Source organism: Pedobacter metabolipauper, assembly GCF_004362715.1.
GTDB classification, from domain to species: domain Bacteria; phylum Bacteroidota; class Bacteroidia; order Sphingobacteriales; family Sphingobacteriaceae; genus Pedobacter; species Pedobacter metabolipauper.
The window spans coordinates 800,824-815,332 of sequence record NZ_SNYC01000003.1 but is presented as its reverse complement, the minus strand read 5'-3'; the positions used below and the strand labels follow the sequence as shown (position 1 = coordinate 815,332).

The following is a 14,509-nucleotide window of genomic DNA, read 5'->3' as shown; positions in this document are numbered from 1 at the left end:
TAAAGTTAAGATTAAAGAACCAATTCTTTATGTAGTCTGAACAAAGTTTTTTCAGGGTCAAAACAAAATCCAGGGTGTACTTTCGACGTTTGAAGTACCGTACTGCGGGTTGCGGTTAACCAGCGAAAGCGGGATGCGGTATCGAGTATCCCAATCGGACCACTTTTTTTGCCTCCCAAACAAATTTGCTCGAACGCCGCCAGGTTCTGCCGGATCACGGCTAAATCAAGTGCAGCACTAAATGCAGACAGCCTGTTTTCATCCAGTTCAAAAACAGCTTTTAAAAACCCGCTTTTTTTACAATACAGTACCACACCCACATTGATGAATTCTTCCCGTTCCACCTGGGGAACGATGCGGATCACGGCATACTCAAATAATTGCTGCTCTTGCATTTTGTGCTTCTTTTACAAAAATTTCTGAATTGGCAATTCTTGAGGTTAAAAACCCGGCATAAACCTCCCGTCTTTGGTCAACTGTGCGTTCACCGGACTCGTCTGTAAGCCAGCTTTCAGGAATCAGGTCCACAATAGATAAGATCAGTTCATCGGTCAGTATAGATTTGAACTCCTGGTCTGCAGCTTCCAGCTCTGATGCCAAAGGCAGCAGTACATGATCTTTGATCAGCGTAAACGGACGAAGGGCTTGTTCTTCCCAGTTCTGCATGGCATGATGAAAGTATAAAGATGCACCATGATCGATCAGCCATAATTCTTTGTGCCAGATCAGCATGTTGGTATTTCGTGCAGTACGGTCCATATTGGTCAGTAAAGCGTCCAGCCAAACAATTTGAGAAGCCAGCTTTGCATCTACTACCGTTACATTCGGATCGAATGTTATTGCGCCAGAAAGATAATGCAGGGCCAGGTTGAGGCCAATGCTGGCTTTCAGCAGATCCTGGATCTCTTCATCAGGCTCGGTACGTCCAAAAGCTTCATCCAGGTTTGCAAAAACAATCTCCGGAACCTTAAAACCCAGTGCCCTGGCAATCTCCCCTCCTATAATTTCGGCAATCAGCGCTTTTAAACCCTGGCCGGCACCGCGAAATTTGAGGACATACAGAAATTCATCGTCGGCTTCCGCAATAGCCGGCATCGATCCGCCTTCACGCAACGGGGTTACATAACGGGTCACATTCACAGTCCTGAATTGAGGAGGGCTATATTTCATGCTTAATAATTTGTCCAAACTTAGATAAAAAATGTATATAAAAATAAAACCATAGGATCATACGTTTGTTATAATACATCCTATTACACGATATAATGACAGCCGCGTCCCAAATAACAGAAGCAAGATCCAGGAATATCCTCATCATTGAAAACGATACAGACCTTTTAGAACTACTTGAAGAAATATTTGTACATGAAGGCTTTCAGGTACGATGCCTGCAGGAAACAGATGATATTTTGCGTGTTTTGGAAGATTTTAATGCAGACCTGATCCTGGTTGATTATTTACTGCCTGGTATTAACGGAGGCGAGCTTTGTGCACAGGTTAAGCGTAACAGTCAAACCAGCCACATTCCGGTAATCATTCTGTCAGCCTATTCACAAGTGCTGCTGTCTCTGGGCAGTTATGGCTGCAATGCATTTGTGGCAAAGCCATTTGAACTCAAAGAATTGGTAAAAGAAGTAAACGACTGTATCGCAGATCCATCCCGGTTATTTGACGGAAAACATCTTGAGAAAAGCAGGTCTTAAACCAAATGCTTATTGATCTCCGCACCCAACGCATCTACCTGTTCCTGGTTTAATTCACCCCAGATCTGCTCCCACTTTTCGTCGTCCTTACGAAGTTGTACCTCATGACCATCAATTTTGCACACATAGTAAGGGGTACCGTCAGAAGTATCTGCATAATGAACCGCAATATCTTCCTTCGTTAAGCCTTCAGCCTGAACACGGATCGTAAATTTAGTATTTGGTGACTCTTTCATAATTAAGTGATAGGTTAAACTCAAATGATAAACAGCCAACCGGCATAAAGGTTTTACTTGCCCCTGGTTTCCAAAAAGTATTTAAAAGGTACCCACAACATTCCAAAGCATTCCCCTTCTTCTTTATTAAGGTGTTTATGATGCATTTTATGCGCACGGCGGATGGCTTTAAAATACCAATGGTCTGCATTTCTAAAGATCTTAAAACGCTGATGGATAAAGATATCGTGAACAAAGAAATAGGCAGCACCATAAATGGTAACCCCAATCCCGATCATCAGCGCAACCTCGTTGTGGTAATAGGTTCCTGCGGCAAGGCATAAGATGCCGGGAATGGCGAAGATCAGGAAAAAAGAATCATTCTTTTCCAGGAAACCCTCAGATTCCTTGTTGTGATGGTCTTTATGCAGCACCCACAACAAACCATGCATCAGATATTTATGTGTTAACCAGGCCACAGCTTCCATACCAATGAACGTAGCCAATACAATCAAAATATTTATAAGAATCCCCATACCATTAAAATAGTTTAGTATAACTTTCCATAACCTTATCAAAACAAATTTTTAGCCATTCAGAGTACTTTTCAGGATGAGTTTCTATTTCAATAGCTAATGATTTCATATCACAATACTTAAAACCGGCAACTTCATCCGGATTTGGAACCGGAAGCACATCGGTAATGCCAAAAAATACATGGTCAAATTCATGTTCCGAAATGCCGTCCTTCAATTCCGCCTTATAGGTAAAGTTAAAGACATAATTTAAGGTACAGGTCATTCCCATCTCCTCGGCTAAGCGCCGGTTTGCCGCATCCATGTTCTCTTCACCTGCTCTCGGGTGACTGCAGCAGGTGTTTGTCCACATTCCTGCGGAATGATATTTGTTCCATGCCCGCTGCTGCAGCAACAGTTCACCACTCGTATTAAATATAAAAACAGAGAATGCACGGTGAAGTTCACCCTGTAAGTGGGCTTCCATCTTCTGCATCGTTCCAATTGCATTATCTTCCTGGTCAACAAGGATTACGCTTTCCATCATTTATTAATCTTTTTCAATTCTTCAGCAGTACAGTATTTAGATCCGGTTAAATAACCGATCACGTTTTGTTTTAGGTTTACATCAGTTAACTCATTTACCTTACTCAGTAAAAACAGTTTATCTTTATCAATATCGTCGTTATAGCCAAGAATGGATGGTAGATTTGTCTGAATGGAAAAGCGCAGAAAACGCATTTCCGGATTTTCAGGATCTTGTTTAATGGCATGTTCAATATATGATCTGCCTTTCTTAAACCGGCTAAACTTACTGAACGGGTTATATCCATATTTTGCCTCCATCATTTCAGCAACCCCTTTATAACAAACTAACAGCGGGGATGATTTAGTATGTACCGGTGAAAGTAACCTACTAAACTGCTCTGCAGAATCCTTGTCTGTAGCCGAACGGTAGAACAAGTCTCTTAGTTCAGAGAGCTCAAGCTCAGCTGAAGGGGCAAAAATAAAAAGAAACAGCAATACCGCATAAATCCTCATAACACATTAATTTTATAGCGGATGATTGAATCACACATCAGTCCGAACTTATGGGGATTGGAGATTCTGATCCTTTCAGACATTACACGTTCAGCTGAGGCACTTTTTATCTTATTAAATAATTTCTTATAATAGATATAGGCTAAGTATACACCATGTCCGGATGACGCAGGAAGCATCTTTATTCCAATTAATGCGGCTTTAAATTCTTCTTCAATATCGTTTTCAATCAGTTTCTTTTCTGCATTGTCAAACCTGGAAAGGTTCACATTAGGAAAGTAGTTCCGGTTCAGGTTGTGGTAATCGGCATTTACATCCCTCAAAAAGTTTACCTTTTGAAACGCAGAGCCTAGCTTCATTGCTGCAAATTTTAACCGTTCGTATTCTTCCCTGTCGCCTTCAGTAAACACATGCAGGCACATCAGGCCAACCACCTGGGCAGAACCTAAAATGTACTGTTCATATTTATCATGATCATAATCATGTGGCTCCAAATCCATTTCCATGCTTTTTAAAAACAGGTCAATTAAGTCTTTTTCAATGCCGTATTCATTAACCACCTGCTGAAAAGAATTCAGTACCGGGTTTAAACTGATCCCTTGGGCAATGGCCTCAAAGCAGTCCTGACGAAACTTTTTCAGTAAAAAGCTTTTGTCATAGTCATGGAAGCTATCTACAATTTCATCTGCCAGGCGTACAAAGCCATAAATGGCATAAATTGGATTATGAAATTTCTTACTCAGGAAATAAATGCCAAGTGAAAAGCTGGTGCTGTAACGCTTGGTGGTAATCCTGCTGCAATCTGCAGATAATTTATCGAATAACGATTTCATAGTTAGGTATTAAGGTATTTGATCAACTGTTGGGCAGCAACATTACCCGAAATGATAGAAGGCGGAACACCAGGACCGGGAACGGTTAGCTGCCCGGCATAAAAAAGGTTTTCAATCTTATTGTTTTTTAAAGATGGCTTTAAATTAGCCGTTTGCATCAATGTATTTGCTAAACCGTACGCGTTGCCCTTATACGAGTTGTAATCAGAAATAAAGTCGGTAATACAGTAACTTCTCTTGTAATCCAGGTGTTGCCGGATGGGATCGCCAGTATACTTTTCAAGCCTGTCCATGATGAGATTAAAATAATCCTCCCGTAAGGCATCGGTATCTTCCACATTGGTAGCCAGCGGCATGAGGATAAACAGGTTCTCATGGCCTTCAGGTGCAACAGATGGATCTGTCTTTGATGGACAACACACATAGAACAACGGCTTGGATGGCCATTTGGGATCCTTATAAATTTCGTAAGCATGCTGCTTAAGGTCTTCATCAAAGAATAGGTTGTGGTGTTCAATGCGCGGCACGCGATGCGTAACACCCAGGTAAAAGATCAGTGATGATGGTGCAAGGATGCGCTGGTCCCAATATTTTTCATCATAGTTCCGGTATTCAGATCCAAGGATCTTTTCCTCCACATGGTGGTAATCTGCAGCTGCAATAATACCTTCATACTTTTTACTTATCGTATTGGTACTTAAAATAGTAGCCTTTTTGTGCTCTACTTTTAAATTAGTAACTGTTTCATTGAAATGAAATACTGCACCTTCCCGCTCGGCTACCGTCCGCATAGCCTGGATCACCGTCCCGAAACCACCTTTAGGATACCAGGTACCGAGTTTTAAGCCTGCATAATTCATCAGACTGTATAATGCCGGTGTATCTTCAGGCATTGCCCCAAGAAACAATACCGGGAATTCCATTAAGGCAATGAGCTTTGGATGGCTAAAGAACTTTTTAACATGATCGCTAAAAGAAGTAAAGACCTGCAGTTTAAAGATCCCTTTGATCAAGTCCAGATCTGCAAATTCTAAAATGGAAAGGCCTGGCTTATACACCAGCTTTTCCATTCCTACCTTATACTTAAATTCAGCCTCTTCCAGAAATTGTTTTAGTTTAATGGCACTTCCGGGTTCGAGTGATTCGAACACTGAGCACAGGGCTTCAAAATCAGCCGGAATGTCCAGCGCATCATCTTCAGCAAATACAACAGAAAAACCCGGATCCAATAATTCCAACTCATAAAAATCAGCAGCCGTATAGCCAAAGTCGGCAAAGAACTTTTCAAATACACCCGGCATCCAGTACCAGCTCGGGCCCATATCAAATACATACCCGTTCTCTGTAGTTACCTGTCTTGCCCGGCCCCCAACTTCTGCGTTCTTTTCATAAACATCAACCTGGTACCCCTTTTTAGCCAGGTACGCCGCTGCACTGATGCCGGCAAAGCCAGAGCCAATGATGGCAATTTTAGGGGTAAGGTCGTTTAGTTGATCTGGCATTCGAGGATGTTTTTAATGGTTTCTTCAAATTCATATAAAGACTTAAACCAATCCATGTTCTGGTTTAGATGAAGTTCATGGATCAGTTTGGTGTTTCCGGCGAGATGGATCTTCTTATCGGCAAAAAAATCACTCAGATCGTCAAGATAGGCACTCGCATCATTTACAGGTCTTAACCGGGTCATAAACAACATTAAGTGATCTATTTGATTGTGCTGCATCGCATCTTTAACAGAATCAAACGGCGTTTTTCCGCCCAGGTAGATCACCCGCTGACCAGAAAGCCGCAGTATATAATTGGCAAAGAGCAAGCCAATATCATGGTCTTCGTCCTCCGGAAGGAACAATAGCCAGGAAGAAGCGGAACTGCCTCCAACTGGTAATTCATTAATTGCCGAATAGAGCTTCTGCCGGATAATATTCGATAAAAAATGCTCTTGTGCGGGGCAGATGTTATCCTTTCGCCACATCAATCCAAGTCTAACCAATAACGGATAAATAACATTCTTATAGGTTTCAGTCATTCCATGGTCCAGCACACATTTGTTAATGAGCGCGTCAAACTTAAACTCGTTATAGGCCAGACCATAGCTGAGCAGCTGCGAAATATAAAATTCAAAATGCGGATCACCTGAGATCGTATAATCCATTTCCTTGTTTAGCAAATCATTAATCTGCTGGTCAGAAAGGGCACAAACCTGGGATATTTTTAAACCCGACTGGCTTAGACTAACAATGTTCAGCAATTTTCTCAATTGCTGATCGTCATAAAAACGGGTATTCCCGGCAGAACGCATCGGTACAAGTGCATTATACCGGCGTTCCCAAATTCGGATCGTATGCGTCTGAACGCCAGAAAGTTGCTCTAAATCAGAAATGGAATACCGCATTGTTGTCTAAATAAAATTAGATTTATCTAGACAAACATAGTAAATATTGCAGATAATAGCAATTCAAAGAATATTTCCGGATTGCTAAGCAGATAAAACCTTTTTATTTTTAATTGGTTAAATAAAATTAAATCTACCAAGTATATGCCTGAAGGACCATCGTTATTAATTTTAAGAAAGCTTATTGAAACGCTTCAGCTGGAAGGTTTAGAAGTTATTGTAGCAGAAGGAACTGCAGACATTGATATGGACAGGATAATCGGTAAAAAAGTCAATGCAATCCGGACCTGGGGCAAACATTTGCTGATCTGTTTCGACCAGCTGACGATCAAAATTCACCTGATGATGTTCGGCACCTACCGGATCAATGAACGTAAAGATGGGGATGTAAAGATCAGACTGGGCTTTAAAAATGCCGAATTGAATTTCTATACCTGTTTGGTTAGCTTAATTGAAGGCGATCTTGACCAGGTATATGATTGGTCGGTTGATATCCTGTCTGATCAATGGGATCCAAAGGAGATTTTGAAAAAATTGAAACAGCAGGATTCTGCTTTAATCTGTGATGTACTGCTTGATCAAAAGATCTTTTCAGGATCAGGAAACATCATAAAAAATGAAGTACTGTACCGTACCCGGGTCCATCCTTTAAGTACAGTAGGTTCGATCCCCGCTCCCATTAAAAAAGCAATTATTGCCGAAGCCAGAAACTACGGTTTTGATTTCTTTAAATGGAAAAGAGAAAATACGTTAAGCAAACACTGGGAAGCCTATAATAAAGAACAATGCCCGCTTAAACATCCCATAGAAAAAATAGAGACCGGAAAGAACAAACGGATCAGTTTCGTATGTAAGCAATGCCAGAAATTATATAAAATGGAATCGAATACTACAATATTCTAAACCAACATATCTGAACTAATGATCTTTAGTGACGAAAGCACCAACAAAATTAGTATGTCATTTTGCTTTATTAACTTTTAACTATATATTTAACCGTCTCATTAAAAGATTAATGGAGAAGGATGACCAAATATTACTGGATGAACTGAAAGGTGGAAATATCTCCGCTTATGCGCTGCTGTTTAAAAAATATTACAAACTTCTTTCTGTTAAAGCATACTTCATGATTGAAGATGAAATGGATGCGGAAGACCTTGTTCAGAATCTCTTCGTTTCCATCTGGCAAAAACAAAACTACCTCTTTATCAATACTTCCATAAAAGCCTACCTGCTTCGGGCCCTGCATAACCGCTGTTTGATCTACCTGGAACAAAAGAAAAGAACCGAAAAAAAATTAGAGAATTATAAATTAAATATAGAAACAGATGATATTCAGGATCATAACGCGCGTGAGGATTATGAAGCAGGCTTAAGTTTGATCTTTAATGAACTGCCTGTTCAGCGTCAAAAAGCCTTTAAGCTGGTCTATCTCGAAGAAAAAAGATATAAGGAAGCTGCAGAAGAAATGGGCATTTCTGTAAATTCCATTAAAACACATTTAAAGCTCGCAGTAAAGACCCTGCAGCAGAAATTAAATAAATATAAGCCATGAGTTCACCTGTTTTGGTTATAAAGGAGTCTAAGGTACACGCATGGTAGATCACAAGGAATACATACACGGACTTTTATTTGAAAAGATTGCCGGAACAATTAGTGAACAGGACAATGTTGTTGCTGAACAAGCCATTATGCAGCATGCGGAAGTGCGTGAATTTTGGGAATCACTAACCTCAAAAATGAATAGCGAACAGGGAAAGGCTTTTATGGCGAATCTGGACGCAGATCAGGCCTGGGATCATGCACAGCCAAAAATTGTACACTCCAGGGATACCCATGTCAAAAATAAAAACGGGATGAAGGTTGCAGCAGCAGCAATACTGATCCTTGCCCTGCCCCTTGCCTGGCTTTTTATACGAAGTAACCCCGATCCACAGCAACTCACGAAAATAAACCCCAGGTTTGGATTAAAGCAGGTTTACCTTAAAACTACAGGTGGAAAGACCATTGATCTGGCTACAGCACAAACTATACAGGTCGGCCAAACCCAGATCAATGCAGGTAAGAATGAACTGAGTTACACGGCAAACGATGCTGAAAATGACCAGTGGGCAACCTTAGTAGTTCCGCCCACGAAAGATTATAAGATCAAATTATCAGACGGCACGGTCGTTTGGATCAATGCTGCAACCACTTTACGTTTCCCCTTTACTTTTGGAAAAGGAACACGTGAGGTATACCTGGACGGTGAAGCTTATTTTGAAGTCACAAAAAATAAAAAGCAGGAATTTATTGTCCATACAACCCATGCAGACGTTCATGTATATGGAACAAAGTTCAATATGAATGCTTACAGTACCGGTAAATTTACCACTTCATTGATCAGCGGATCAGTTTCTGCTAAAAAAGGGAACCGGTTTATTCCGCTAAATCCCGGAGAAGAAGTTTATATCTTGCAGGAAGCCGTTCAGATCAGGCCGTTTGATCCTTCAGAAGTACTTTCCTGGATAAACGGAACCTATCAGTTTCACAATCAGCCGCTGTCTGATATCGCCGAAGTACTGACCAGGTGGTACGATGTAAAAGTATCTTACCAGTCTTCATCTCTTGCCAGTCAGACCTTTACCGGGGAAATTGATAAGAAACAGACCCTGGATCTCCTGCTGTCAAATCTTCAGCTTTCTTCTGGTATAAAAGGAGAACTTAAAGACGGAGTGCTGACGTTCAGGTAATATTTTTTGCAGGCCTTCACCCATTTTAAACCATAAGGCGTCTTAGAGCAAACCTTATATAATAAATGTATGCTTAGAAAACTTACCCGACTTAGCCGGCAGTTATTGCCAGCTATCCTTATCCTTTATTTCATTGTTCCGGCCAGGGCCTCGAACCAGGGAATCAACAAGATCAGCATTAAGAACACCAGCATCACACTGGCTAACCTGTTCAAATCTATTAAAAAGCAGACTGGCTTAACCGTCTTTTACAGCAACAGCCTGTTGAATGATTCAGAAAAAATTGCCGTAAACTTTAACCAGGCCGAGCTTGATGAAGTGATGAGGCTTGCCCTGCAGGGTAAAAGTATAGAATGGCTGATCCGTGAAAAATACATTGTGCTGCAGAAACAGCAGGGAAAGGATGACCGTACGCCCTTAAAATCAGAAAGCAGCTCACAAAAACTGCAAATCATCAAAGGAAAGGTAACAGATTCATTGGGAAATCCGATTCCGGGAGTTGGCGTAAAGATTATGGGCAGCGGTTCAGGAACAGTAACTGATCCAAATGGAAATTATTCCATTGAAGCAGGCTCCGGTGATAACCTGCAGTTTACCTATGTTGGCTTTACCACAAAAGTTGTTGCAGTAGGCAATCAAACTACCATCAATGTGCGGCTAACGGAACTGGACCAAAGTTTAACCGAAGTGGTGGTGGTGGGTTATGGAACCCAAAAGAAAGTAACGTTAACCGGAGCGGTTTCAACAGTATCCGGTAAGGATCTCGCTACCCGACCAATGGGGCAAACGTCTGCGGCTTTGCAGGGTATGGCACCTGGTGTTACCGTAAAGCAGGCATCCGGCCGGCCTGGTGGTGATGCCGGTAACATCCGCATCCGCGGTATTGGCAGCCTCACGACAAGCAGTGCAGAGCCGTTGGTGATGATAGACGGCATCGAGGGTTCCATGAACAACATCGATCCCAACCTGATCGAATCGATCTCTATACTTAAAGATGCGGCGTCGTCTTCTATCTATGGATCCAGGGCAGCCAATGGCGTGATCTTAATTACAACCAAGAGAGCTAAAATGGATCTGGTAAGCATCAGTTATAACAATTATATCGGCTGGCAGGAAGCTACAAATATGCCAGACCTGGTAAATGGGTTGGATTATATGTTGCTCATTAATGAAGCGTATACCAATACTGGCAGATCCGCGCTTTATTCAGAAACATTAATCCAAAATTACCGCGATCAGAATGGAGTCAGTTCAGATCTTTATCCAAATACAGACTGGCAAAAAGAAACCCTAACAGGTTCCGGGTTACAGCAAAGTCATTTTGTAACCATTCAGGGTGGTACCCAGAAAGTAAAGATGCTCGGTTCCTTTGGACTGTTCGATCAGAAAGGGATCATTCAAAATTCAGGATTTAAAAGATATACCATCCGAAACAACGCAGATATCACGTTTTCAGATAAGCTGAGTGCTCGCGTTGATCTGCAATATGTCAATGCCATTACTACAGATCCTGCAGCCGGCTCCACAGAGATCTTTCAATGGATGAATGGAATACCGGCCAACCAGATCGGGATCAATGAGAATGGAAAATGGGGTGTTGGATGGAATGGTTCCAATCCGATCTCAGCAAGTATTGATGGGGGTACAAACCGTACCCGTGCCCCTTTTGGGAGCATCAACGCTACCGTAAACTATAAACCATTCAACTGGCTGGTTGCCGAAGCTGCCTATTCTCCTAAATATGCATTGTCATCGGGAAAGAACTTTAGAAAGGCCATTCAATCGTACTTACCAAATGGAAATGCAAGTTATCTGACCCCTGCGCTAACTTCGTTAAGTCAATACCAGAGCCAGTCTTTTTTTAACAACATGCGGGCCACGCTAACCGCCAGCAAAGCGGTTAAAAACCACAACTTTAAGCTGCTGGCAGGCGCATCCCGTGAAGATTATTACCAGGAATGGATCAATGCATTCCGTGATACCTATATCCTGCCGGATTATCCGGTGCTTAATGCCGGGTCAGCATTAAACCAGCAAGCCACCGGAAGCGGTGAAGAATGGGCATTGCAATCCCTGTTCGGTCGTTTAAATTACGATTTCAACGGCAGGTACCTGTTTGAGGCCAATGTGCGTTATGATGGATCTTCCCGTTTTTCTGAAGGCAACAAATACGGGGTCTTTCCGTCTGCATCTGCAGGATGGCGCATCAGTGAAGAAGGATTTATGAGTGGATTAAAAAGCTTTATCAATGAAGCCAAGATCCGGGTATCCTGGGGTAGACTGGGCAATCAAAACATAGGTACCTACCCTTCTATAACGGCTATCGTTCTGGAGTCCTATACCCTTGGCAAGCAGATCGTAAATACTGCGGCATTGAATACATTGGCCAATAAAGATATTTCCTGGGAAACTACGGAAGAACGGAACATTGGTTTGGATCTTACCCTGTTCAACAACTTCACGGTAACAGCCGATTATTATAAAAGACATACCACAGACATCCTGCTTCAGCTTGACGTGCCTTTGATCATCGGTTTAAATAAACCATTTCAAAATGCAGGTACAGTGGATAATATTGGCTGGGAACTTGGTGTTGGCTACCGCGGAAAGATCAGTGACTTTAATTACAATGTAAACCTCAATATATCCGATGTAAAAAATAAAGTTGTGGATACACGCGGGATCAATCAAAGCGGATTATTGGTAAACCGGGAAGGATATCCGATCCAGTCACTATTCGGTTATGAGGCACAGGGCTTCTTCACGTCAGATGCAGATGTTGCGGCACATGCCACACAGTTTGGTACGGTTAAGGCAGGCGACATTAAATACAAGGATCAGAACAGTGATGGTCTGATTAACGAAAGTGATAAAATCATCATTGGAACAACCATTCCAAGATATACGTTCGCCGCAAATTTAGGGGCAGGATATAAGGGATTTGACCTTTCAGTACTGATCCAGGGTGTTGGCAAGGCCAATGGATACCTCTCAGGCCCGGGCATTCTTCCCTTTAATGTTGGCGGTGCCATTGGCGGAACCATCCGTGAAGAAAACAAAGACCGGTGGACACCCGACAATCCGAATGCTGCATTTCCACGATTGGCCTTTGGTGAATCGAATAACGAGCAGGCTTCCAGCTTCTGGCTAAAAGATGCCTCCTATGTACGGATCAAAAATATCCAGGTGGGTTATGAACTGCCATCAGGCCTATCCAAAAAATTAGGGATCGGTCGGCTGCGGGTCTTTGGAAACGGTTCAAATGTATTATCGTTTGATCAATTCTGGAAAGGATATGATGTGGAAGCACCTGTTGGTTCCGGAAACATCTACCCACAGGTTAAACTGTATAGTTTCGGTTTAGACATTACCTTTTAAATAATCAACATATGAAAACTCATTTATACACCTATATCATTGCCGTCCTTTTTGTGGTATCTATGCCTGCATGTCAGAAAGGATACCTCGATAAAAGCCCGTTAAACGGTCCTTCTGATGAAACTTACTTTGCCAATCAAGACGAGCTGGTCTTGTCAGTCAACGGATTGTACAAGTATCTCAATTATCTCCCGCTAGACAATATGCCTACAAACCTGAGCATTGATGATGCTACAGATATGGGCTGGGACCGCAACAACAGTTCACTTCAGGCGCTTGGAAAAGGAAATCACGACAGCAATAACGGCTATGCGTTAACGATCTGGACGGAAGGTTTCCGCGTAATCGGAAAATGTAACTTTATTCTGGACAACATTGAAAAGGTAAGAAGCAACAGTACTGCGGCCATCTTTAACCGTTCTAAGGCAGAAGCTAGATTTGTAAGGGCTTACGTATATCAATATATGATTGACTATTTCGGAGATGTTCCTCTGATTACCAATGTGTTAAAGCTTGAAGATGCAAAGCTTCCAAAAACACCTAAAATAGAAATTGTAGATTTTATTTTAAAAGAGATGACCGAAGCTGCACCAGATCTGCCGTTAAATTATACCGGTGCTGATGTTGGACGGGCAACACGCGGAGCTGCGCTTTCTATTAAGGCAAGGGCCGCATTAAACAATGGCAGGTGGGCTGATGCTGCTGAAGCTGCAAAATTGGTGATCGATTCGAAGGTTTATAGCCTGCATACCAATTTCGGTGCATTGTTTTCTTACGCCGGACAAAATTCTCCGGAGATCATCTTTGCATTTCAATTTTTAAAAGCCGCAAACACCAAGGTTCACAATACGCCCAATAACTTCCTGTCCAGAAATGGGCTGGGTTTTACCAATAAGGTTCCGTCGCAATCCTTAGTAGATGTATTTCCATGTACCGACGGACTAAATATTGACGAATCACCTCTTTTTGACCCGCAGGATCCATATAAGAACAGGGATCCAAGATTAGGGTTTACCATTGCGGTGCCGGGATCTGTATTTTACAACTACCAGTTCGAGACCCACAGGGACAGCCTCAAATGCTGGAATTATAACACCACGCCGGCAACACGTGTTGATAACCAGGATGCACTCAACGCATTTGCTACGTTTACCGGTTATTGCTGGAAAAAATATGTTGATCTGCAGGACCGGTTAGACCGGGCAAATTCTGAGCTTAACGTGATCCAGATCCGGTACGCAGAGATCCTGCTGATCTATGCAGAAGCCAAAGCAGAATTAAATCAGCTGGATGAATCGGCTTATGCGGCCATCAACCTCGTTAGAACGCGGCCAAGTGTGAATATGCCGCAAATTACAACCGGAAAGCTGCAGGACGAATTCAGGAGCCTGGTTCGTAAAGAACGGATGTATGAGCTGGCCAATGAAGGATTCAGGCTTGCCGACCTTCGGAGATGGAAAATAGCAGAGAAAGCAATGACCGGTAATTTCTATGGAAGGGTTCAGCGCGGATTGGTTGCTGCTGCACCGCAAATTGATGAAAATGGATTGGCAGACTATTCTGCTGTACCCAACCGTGCAGACATGCGGGTTATTGAAGTGCGAACCTTTAATAAGAACCGTGATTATTTGTGGCCTATCCCGAATATTGAAACCCTAACCAATACCAACCTGGTCCAGAATCCTTTCTATTAATTCCCT

The 14,509-nt window shown here is 42.2% G+C and carries 15 protein-coding genes; 6 read left to right on the top strand and 9 right to left on the bottom strand.

All coding sequences use genetic code 11. The features are described 5' to 3' along the window. Window positions 1-11: 11 nt before the first annotated feature. Both ATK78_RS03495 and ATK78_RS03490 read right to left on the bottom strand, forming a co-directional pair. Window positions 12-395 (bottom strand): DUF3037 domain-containing protein, encoded by a 384-nt coding sequence (locus ATK78_RS03495; protein ID WP_133574663.1) that lies wholly within the window; start codon window positions 393-395, stop codon window positions 12-14. Then, complete coding sequence (locus ATK78_RS03490; protein ID WP_133574662.1) at window positions 373-1,170, bottom strand: HipA family kinase; 798 nt, start codon at window positions 1,168-1,170, stop codon at window positions 373-375. Before ATK78_RS03490 ends, ATK78_RS03495 begins: the two co-directional genes overlap by 23 nt. 95 nt (window positions 1,171-1,265) lie before the next feature. On the opposite strand from ATK78_RS03490, the gene ATK78_RS03485 reads away from it, so the two are divergent. Then, window positions 1,266-1,703 carry a response regulator gene (locus ATK78_RS03485; protein WP_133574661.1) on the top strand — a complete coding sequence of 146 codons (438 nt, stop codon included), beginning with the start codon at window positions 1,266-1,268 and terminating at the stop codon, window positions 1,701-1,703. Here ATK78_RS03485 and ATK78_RS03480 read toward each other — a convergent pair. From ATK78_RS03480 to ATK78_RS03450, 7 genes are read right to left on the bottom strand one after another with little or no spacing between them, the layout of a single operon-like run. Then, entirely contained in the window at window positions 1,700-1,939 is a 240-nt protein-coding gene (locus ATK78_RS03480) for a hypothetical protein (protein ID WP_133574660.1), read from the bottom strand. The two genes, ATK78_RS03485 and ATK78_RS03480, sit on opposite strands and share 4 nt — an antisense overlap. Window positions 1,940-1,992: 53 nt before the next feature. Then, window positions 1,993-2,454: a sterol desaturase family protein gene (locus ATK78_RS03475; RefSeq protein WP_133574659.1), complete on the bottom strand. Its 462-nt coding sequence runs from the start codon at window positions 2,452-2,454 to the stop codon at window positions 1,993-1,995. 4 nt (window positions 2,455-2,458) lie between these two features. Continuing rightward, window positions 2,459-2,980, bottom strand: coding sequence for an isopentenyl-diphosphate Delta-isomerase (gene idi / locus ATK78_RS03470; RefSeq protein WP_133574658.1), 522 nt, complete (start codon window positions 2,978-2,980; stop codon window positions 2,459-2,461). Continuing rightward, window positions 2,977-3,474 (bottom strand): hypothetical protein, encoded by a 498-nt coding sequence (locus tag ATK78_RS03465; protein WP_133574657.1) that lies wholly within the window; start codon window positions 3,472-3,474, stop codon window positions 2,977-2,979. The genes idi and ATK78_RS03465 overlap by 4 nt, the downstream gene beginning before the upstream one ends. Then, entirely contained in the window at window positions 3,471-4,307 is an 837-nt protein-coding gene (locus ATK78_RS03460) for a phytoene/squalene synthase family protein (RefSeq protein ID WP_133574656.1), read from the bottom strand. The genes ATK78_RS03465 and ATK78_RS03460 overlap by 4 nt, the downstream gene beginning before the upstream one ends. Window positions 4,308-4,309: 2 nt before the next feature. Beyond that, complete coding sequence (locus tag ATK78_RS03455; RefSeq protein WP_133574655.1) at window positions 4,310-5,809, bottom strand: phytoene desaturase family protein; 1,500 nt, start codon at window positions 5,807-5,809, stop codon at window positions 4,310-4,312. After that, window positions 5,794-6,699 (bottom strand): MerR family transcriptional regulator, encoded by a 906-nt coding sequence (locus tag ATK78_RS03450; protein ID WP_133574654.1) that lies wholly within the window; start codon window positions 6,697-6,699, stop codon window positions 5,794-5,796. The genes ATK78_RS03455 and ATK78_RS03450 overlap by 16 nt, the downstream gene beginning before the upstream one ends. A gap of 144 nt (window positions 6,700-6,843) precedes the next feature. Between ATK78_RS03450 and ATK78_RS03445 the strand changes: the two genes are divergently transcribed. The 5 genes from ATK78_RS03445 (at window position 6,844) to ATK78_RS03425 (ending at window position 14,503) form a co-directional block, all read left to right on the top strand. Continuing rightward, window positions 6,844-7,602 (top strand): DNA-formamidopyrimidine glycosylase family protein, encoded by a 759-nt coding sequence (locus ATK78_RS03445; protein ID WP_133574653.1) that lies wholly within the window; start codon window positions 6,844-6,846, stop codon window positions 7,600-7,602. A gap of 112 nt (window positions 7,603-7,714) precedes the next feature. Further along, the gene (locus ATK78_RS03440) at window positions 7,715-8,254 is read left to right on the top strand and encodes an RNA polymerase sigma factor (RefSeq protein WP_133574652.1); all 540 of its coding nucleotides are present in this window, start codon (window positions 7,715-7,717) and stop codon (window positions 8,252-8,254) included. Between the two features lie 40 nt (window positions 8,255-8,294). Further along, window positions 8,295-9,431, top strand: a complete 1,137-nt coding sequence (locus tag ATK78_RS03435; RefSeq protein WP_133574651.1) for a FecR family protein — start codon at window positions 8,295-8,297, stop codon at window positions 9,429-9,431. Between the two features lie 69 nt (window positions 9,432-9,500). After that, a complete protein-coding gene (locus ATK78_RS03430) occupies window positions 9,501-12,809 on the top strand; it encodes a TonB-dependent receptor (RefSeq protein ID WP_133574650.1) in 3,309 nt (1,102 codons plus the stop codon). 11 nt (window positions 12,810-12,820) lie between these two features. Then, a complete protein-coding gene (locus ATK78_RS03425) occupies window positions 12,821-14,503 on the top strand; it encodes a RagB/SusD family nutrient uptake outer membrane protein (protein WP_133574649.1) in 1,683 nt (560 codons plus the stop codon). Window positions 14,504-14,509 lie beyond the last annotated feature (6 nt).

Excerpts from the sequence above, each read along its gene's own strand:
- ATK78_RS03445 (WP_133574653.1), top strand. The coding sequence starts at position 6,844 with ATGCCTGAAGGACCATCGTTATTAATTTTAAGAAAGCTTATTGAAACG.
- ATK78_RS03480 (WP_133574660.1), bottom strand. The coding sequence starts at position 1,939 with ATGAAAGAGTCACCAAATACTAAATTTACGATCCGTGTTCAGGCTGAA.
- ATK78_RS03430 (WP_133574650.1), top strand. The coding sequence starts at position 9,501 with ATGCTTAGAAAACTTACCCGACTTAGCCGGCAGTTATTGCCAGCTATC.
- idi (WP_133574658.1), bottom strand. The coding sequence starts at position 2,980 with ATGATGGAAAGCGTAATCCTTGTTGACCAGGAAGATAATGCAATTGGA.
- ATK78_RS03435 (WP_133574651.1), top strand. The coding sequence starts at position 8,295 with ATGGTAGATCACAAGGAATACATACACGGACTTTTATTTGAAAAGATT.
- ATK78_RS03475 (WP_133574659.1), bottom strand. The coding sequence starts at position 2,454 with ATGGGGATTCTTATAAATATTTTGATTGTATTGGCTACGTTCATTGGT.
- ATK78_RS03465 (WP_133574657.1), bottom strand. The coding sequence starts at position 3,474 with ATGAGGATTTATGCGGTATTGCTGTTTCTTTTTATTTTTGCCCCTTCA.
- ATK78_RS03455 (WP_133574655.1), bottom strand. The coding sequence starts at position 5,809 with ATGCCAGATCAACTAAACGACCTTACCCCTAAAATTGCCATCATTGGC.
- ATK78_RS03485 (WP_133574661.1), top strand. The coding sequence starts at position 1,266 with ATGACAGCCGCGTCCCAAATAACAGAAGCAAGATCCAGGAATATCCTC.
- ATK78_RS03425 (WP_133574649.1), top strand. The coding sequence starts at position 12,821 with ATGAAAACTCATTTATACACCTATATCATTGCCGTCCTTTTTGTGGTA.
- ATK78_RS03490 (WP_133574662.1), bottom strand. The coding sequence starts at position 1,170 with ATGAAATATAGCCCTCCTCAATTCAGGACTGTGAATGTGACCCGTTAT.
- ATK78_RS03450 (WP_133574654.1), bottom strand. The coding sequence starts at position 6,699 with ATGCGGTATTCCATTTCTGATTTAGAGCAACTTTCTGGCGTTCAGACG.
- ATK78_RS03495 (WP_133574663.1), bottom strand. The coding sequence starts at position 395 with ATGCAAGAGCAGCAATTATTTGAGTATGCCGTGATCCGCATCGTTCCC.
- ATK78_RS03460 (WP_133574656.1), bottom strand. The coding sequence starts at position 4,307 with ATGAAATCGTTATTCGATAAATTATCTGCAGATTGCAGCAGGATTACC.
- ATK78_RS03440 (WP_133574652.1), top strand. The coding sequence starts at position 7,715 with ATGGAGAAGGATGACCAAATATTACTGGATGAACTGAAAGGTGGAAAT.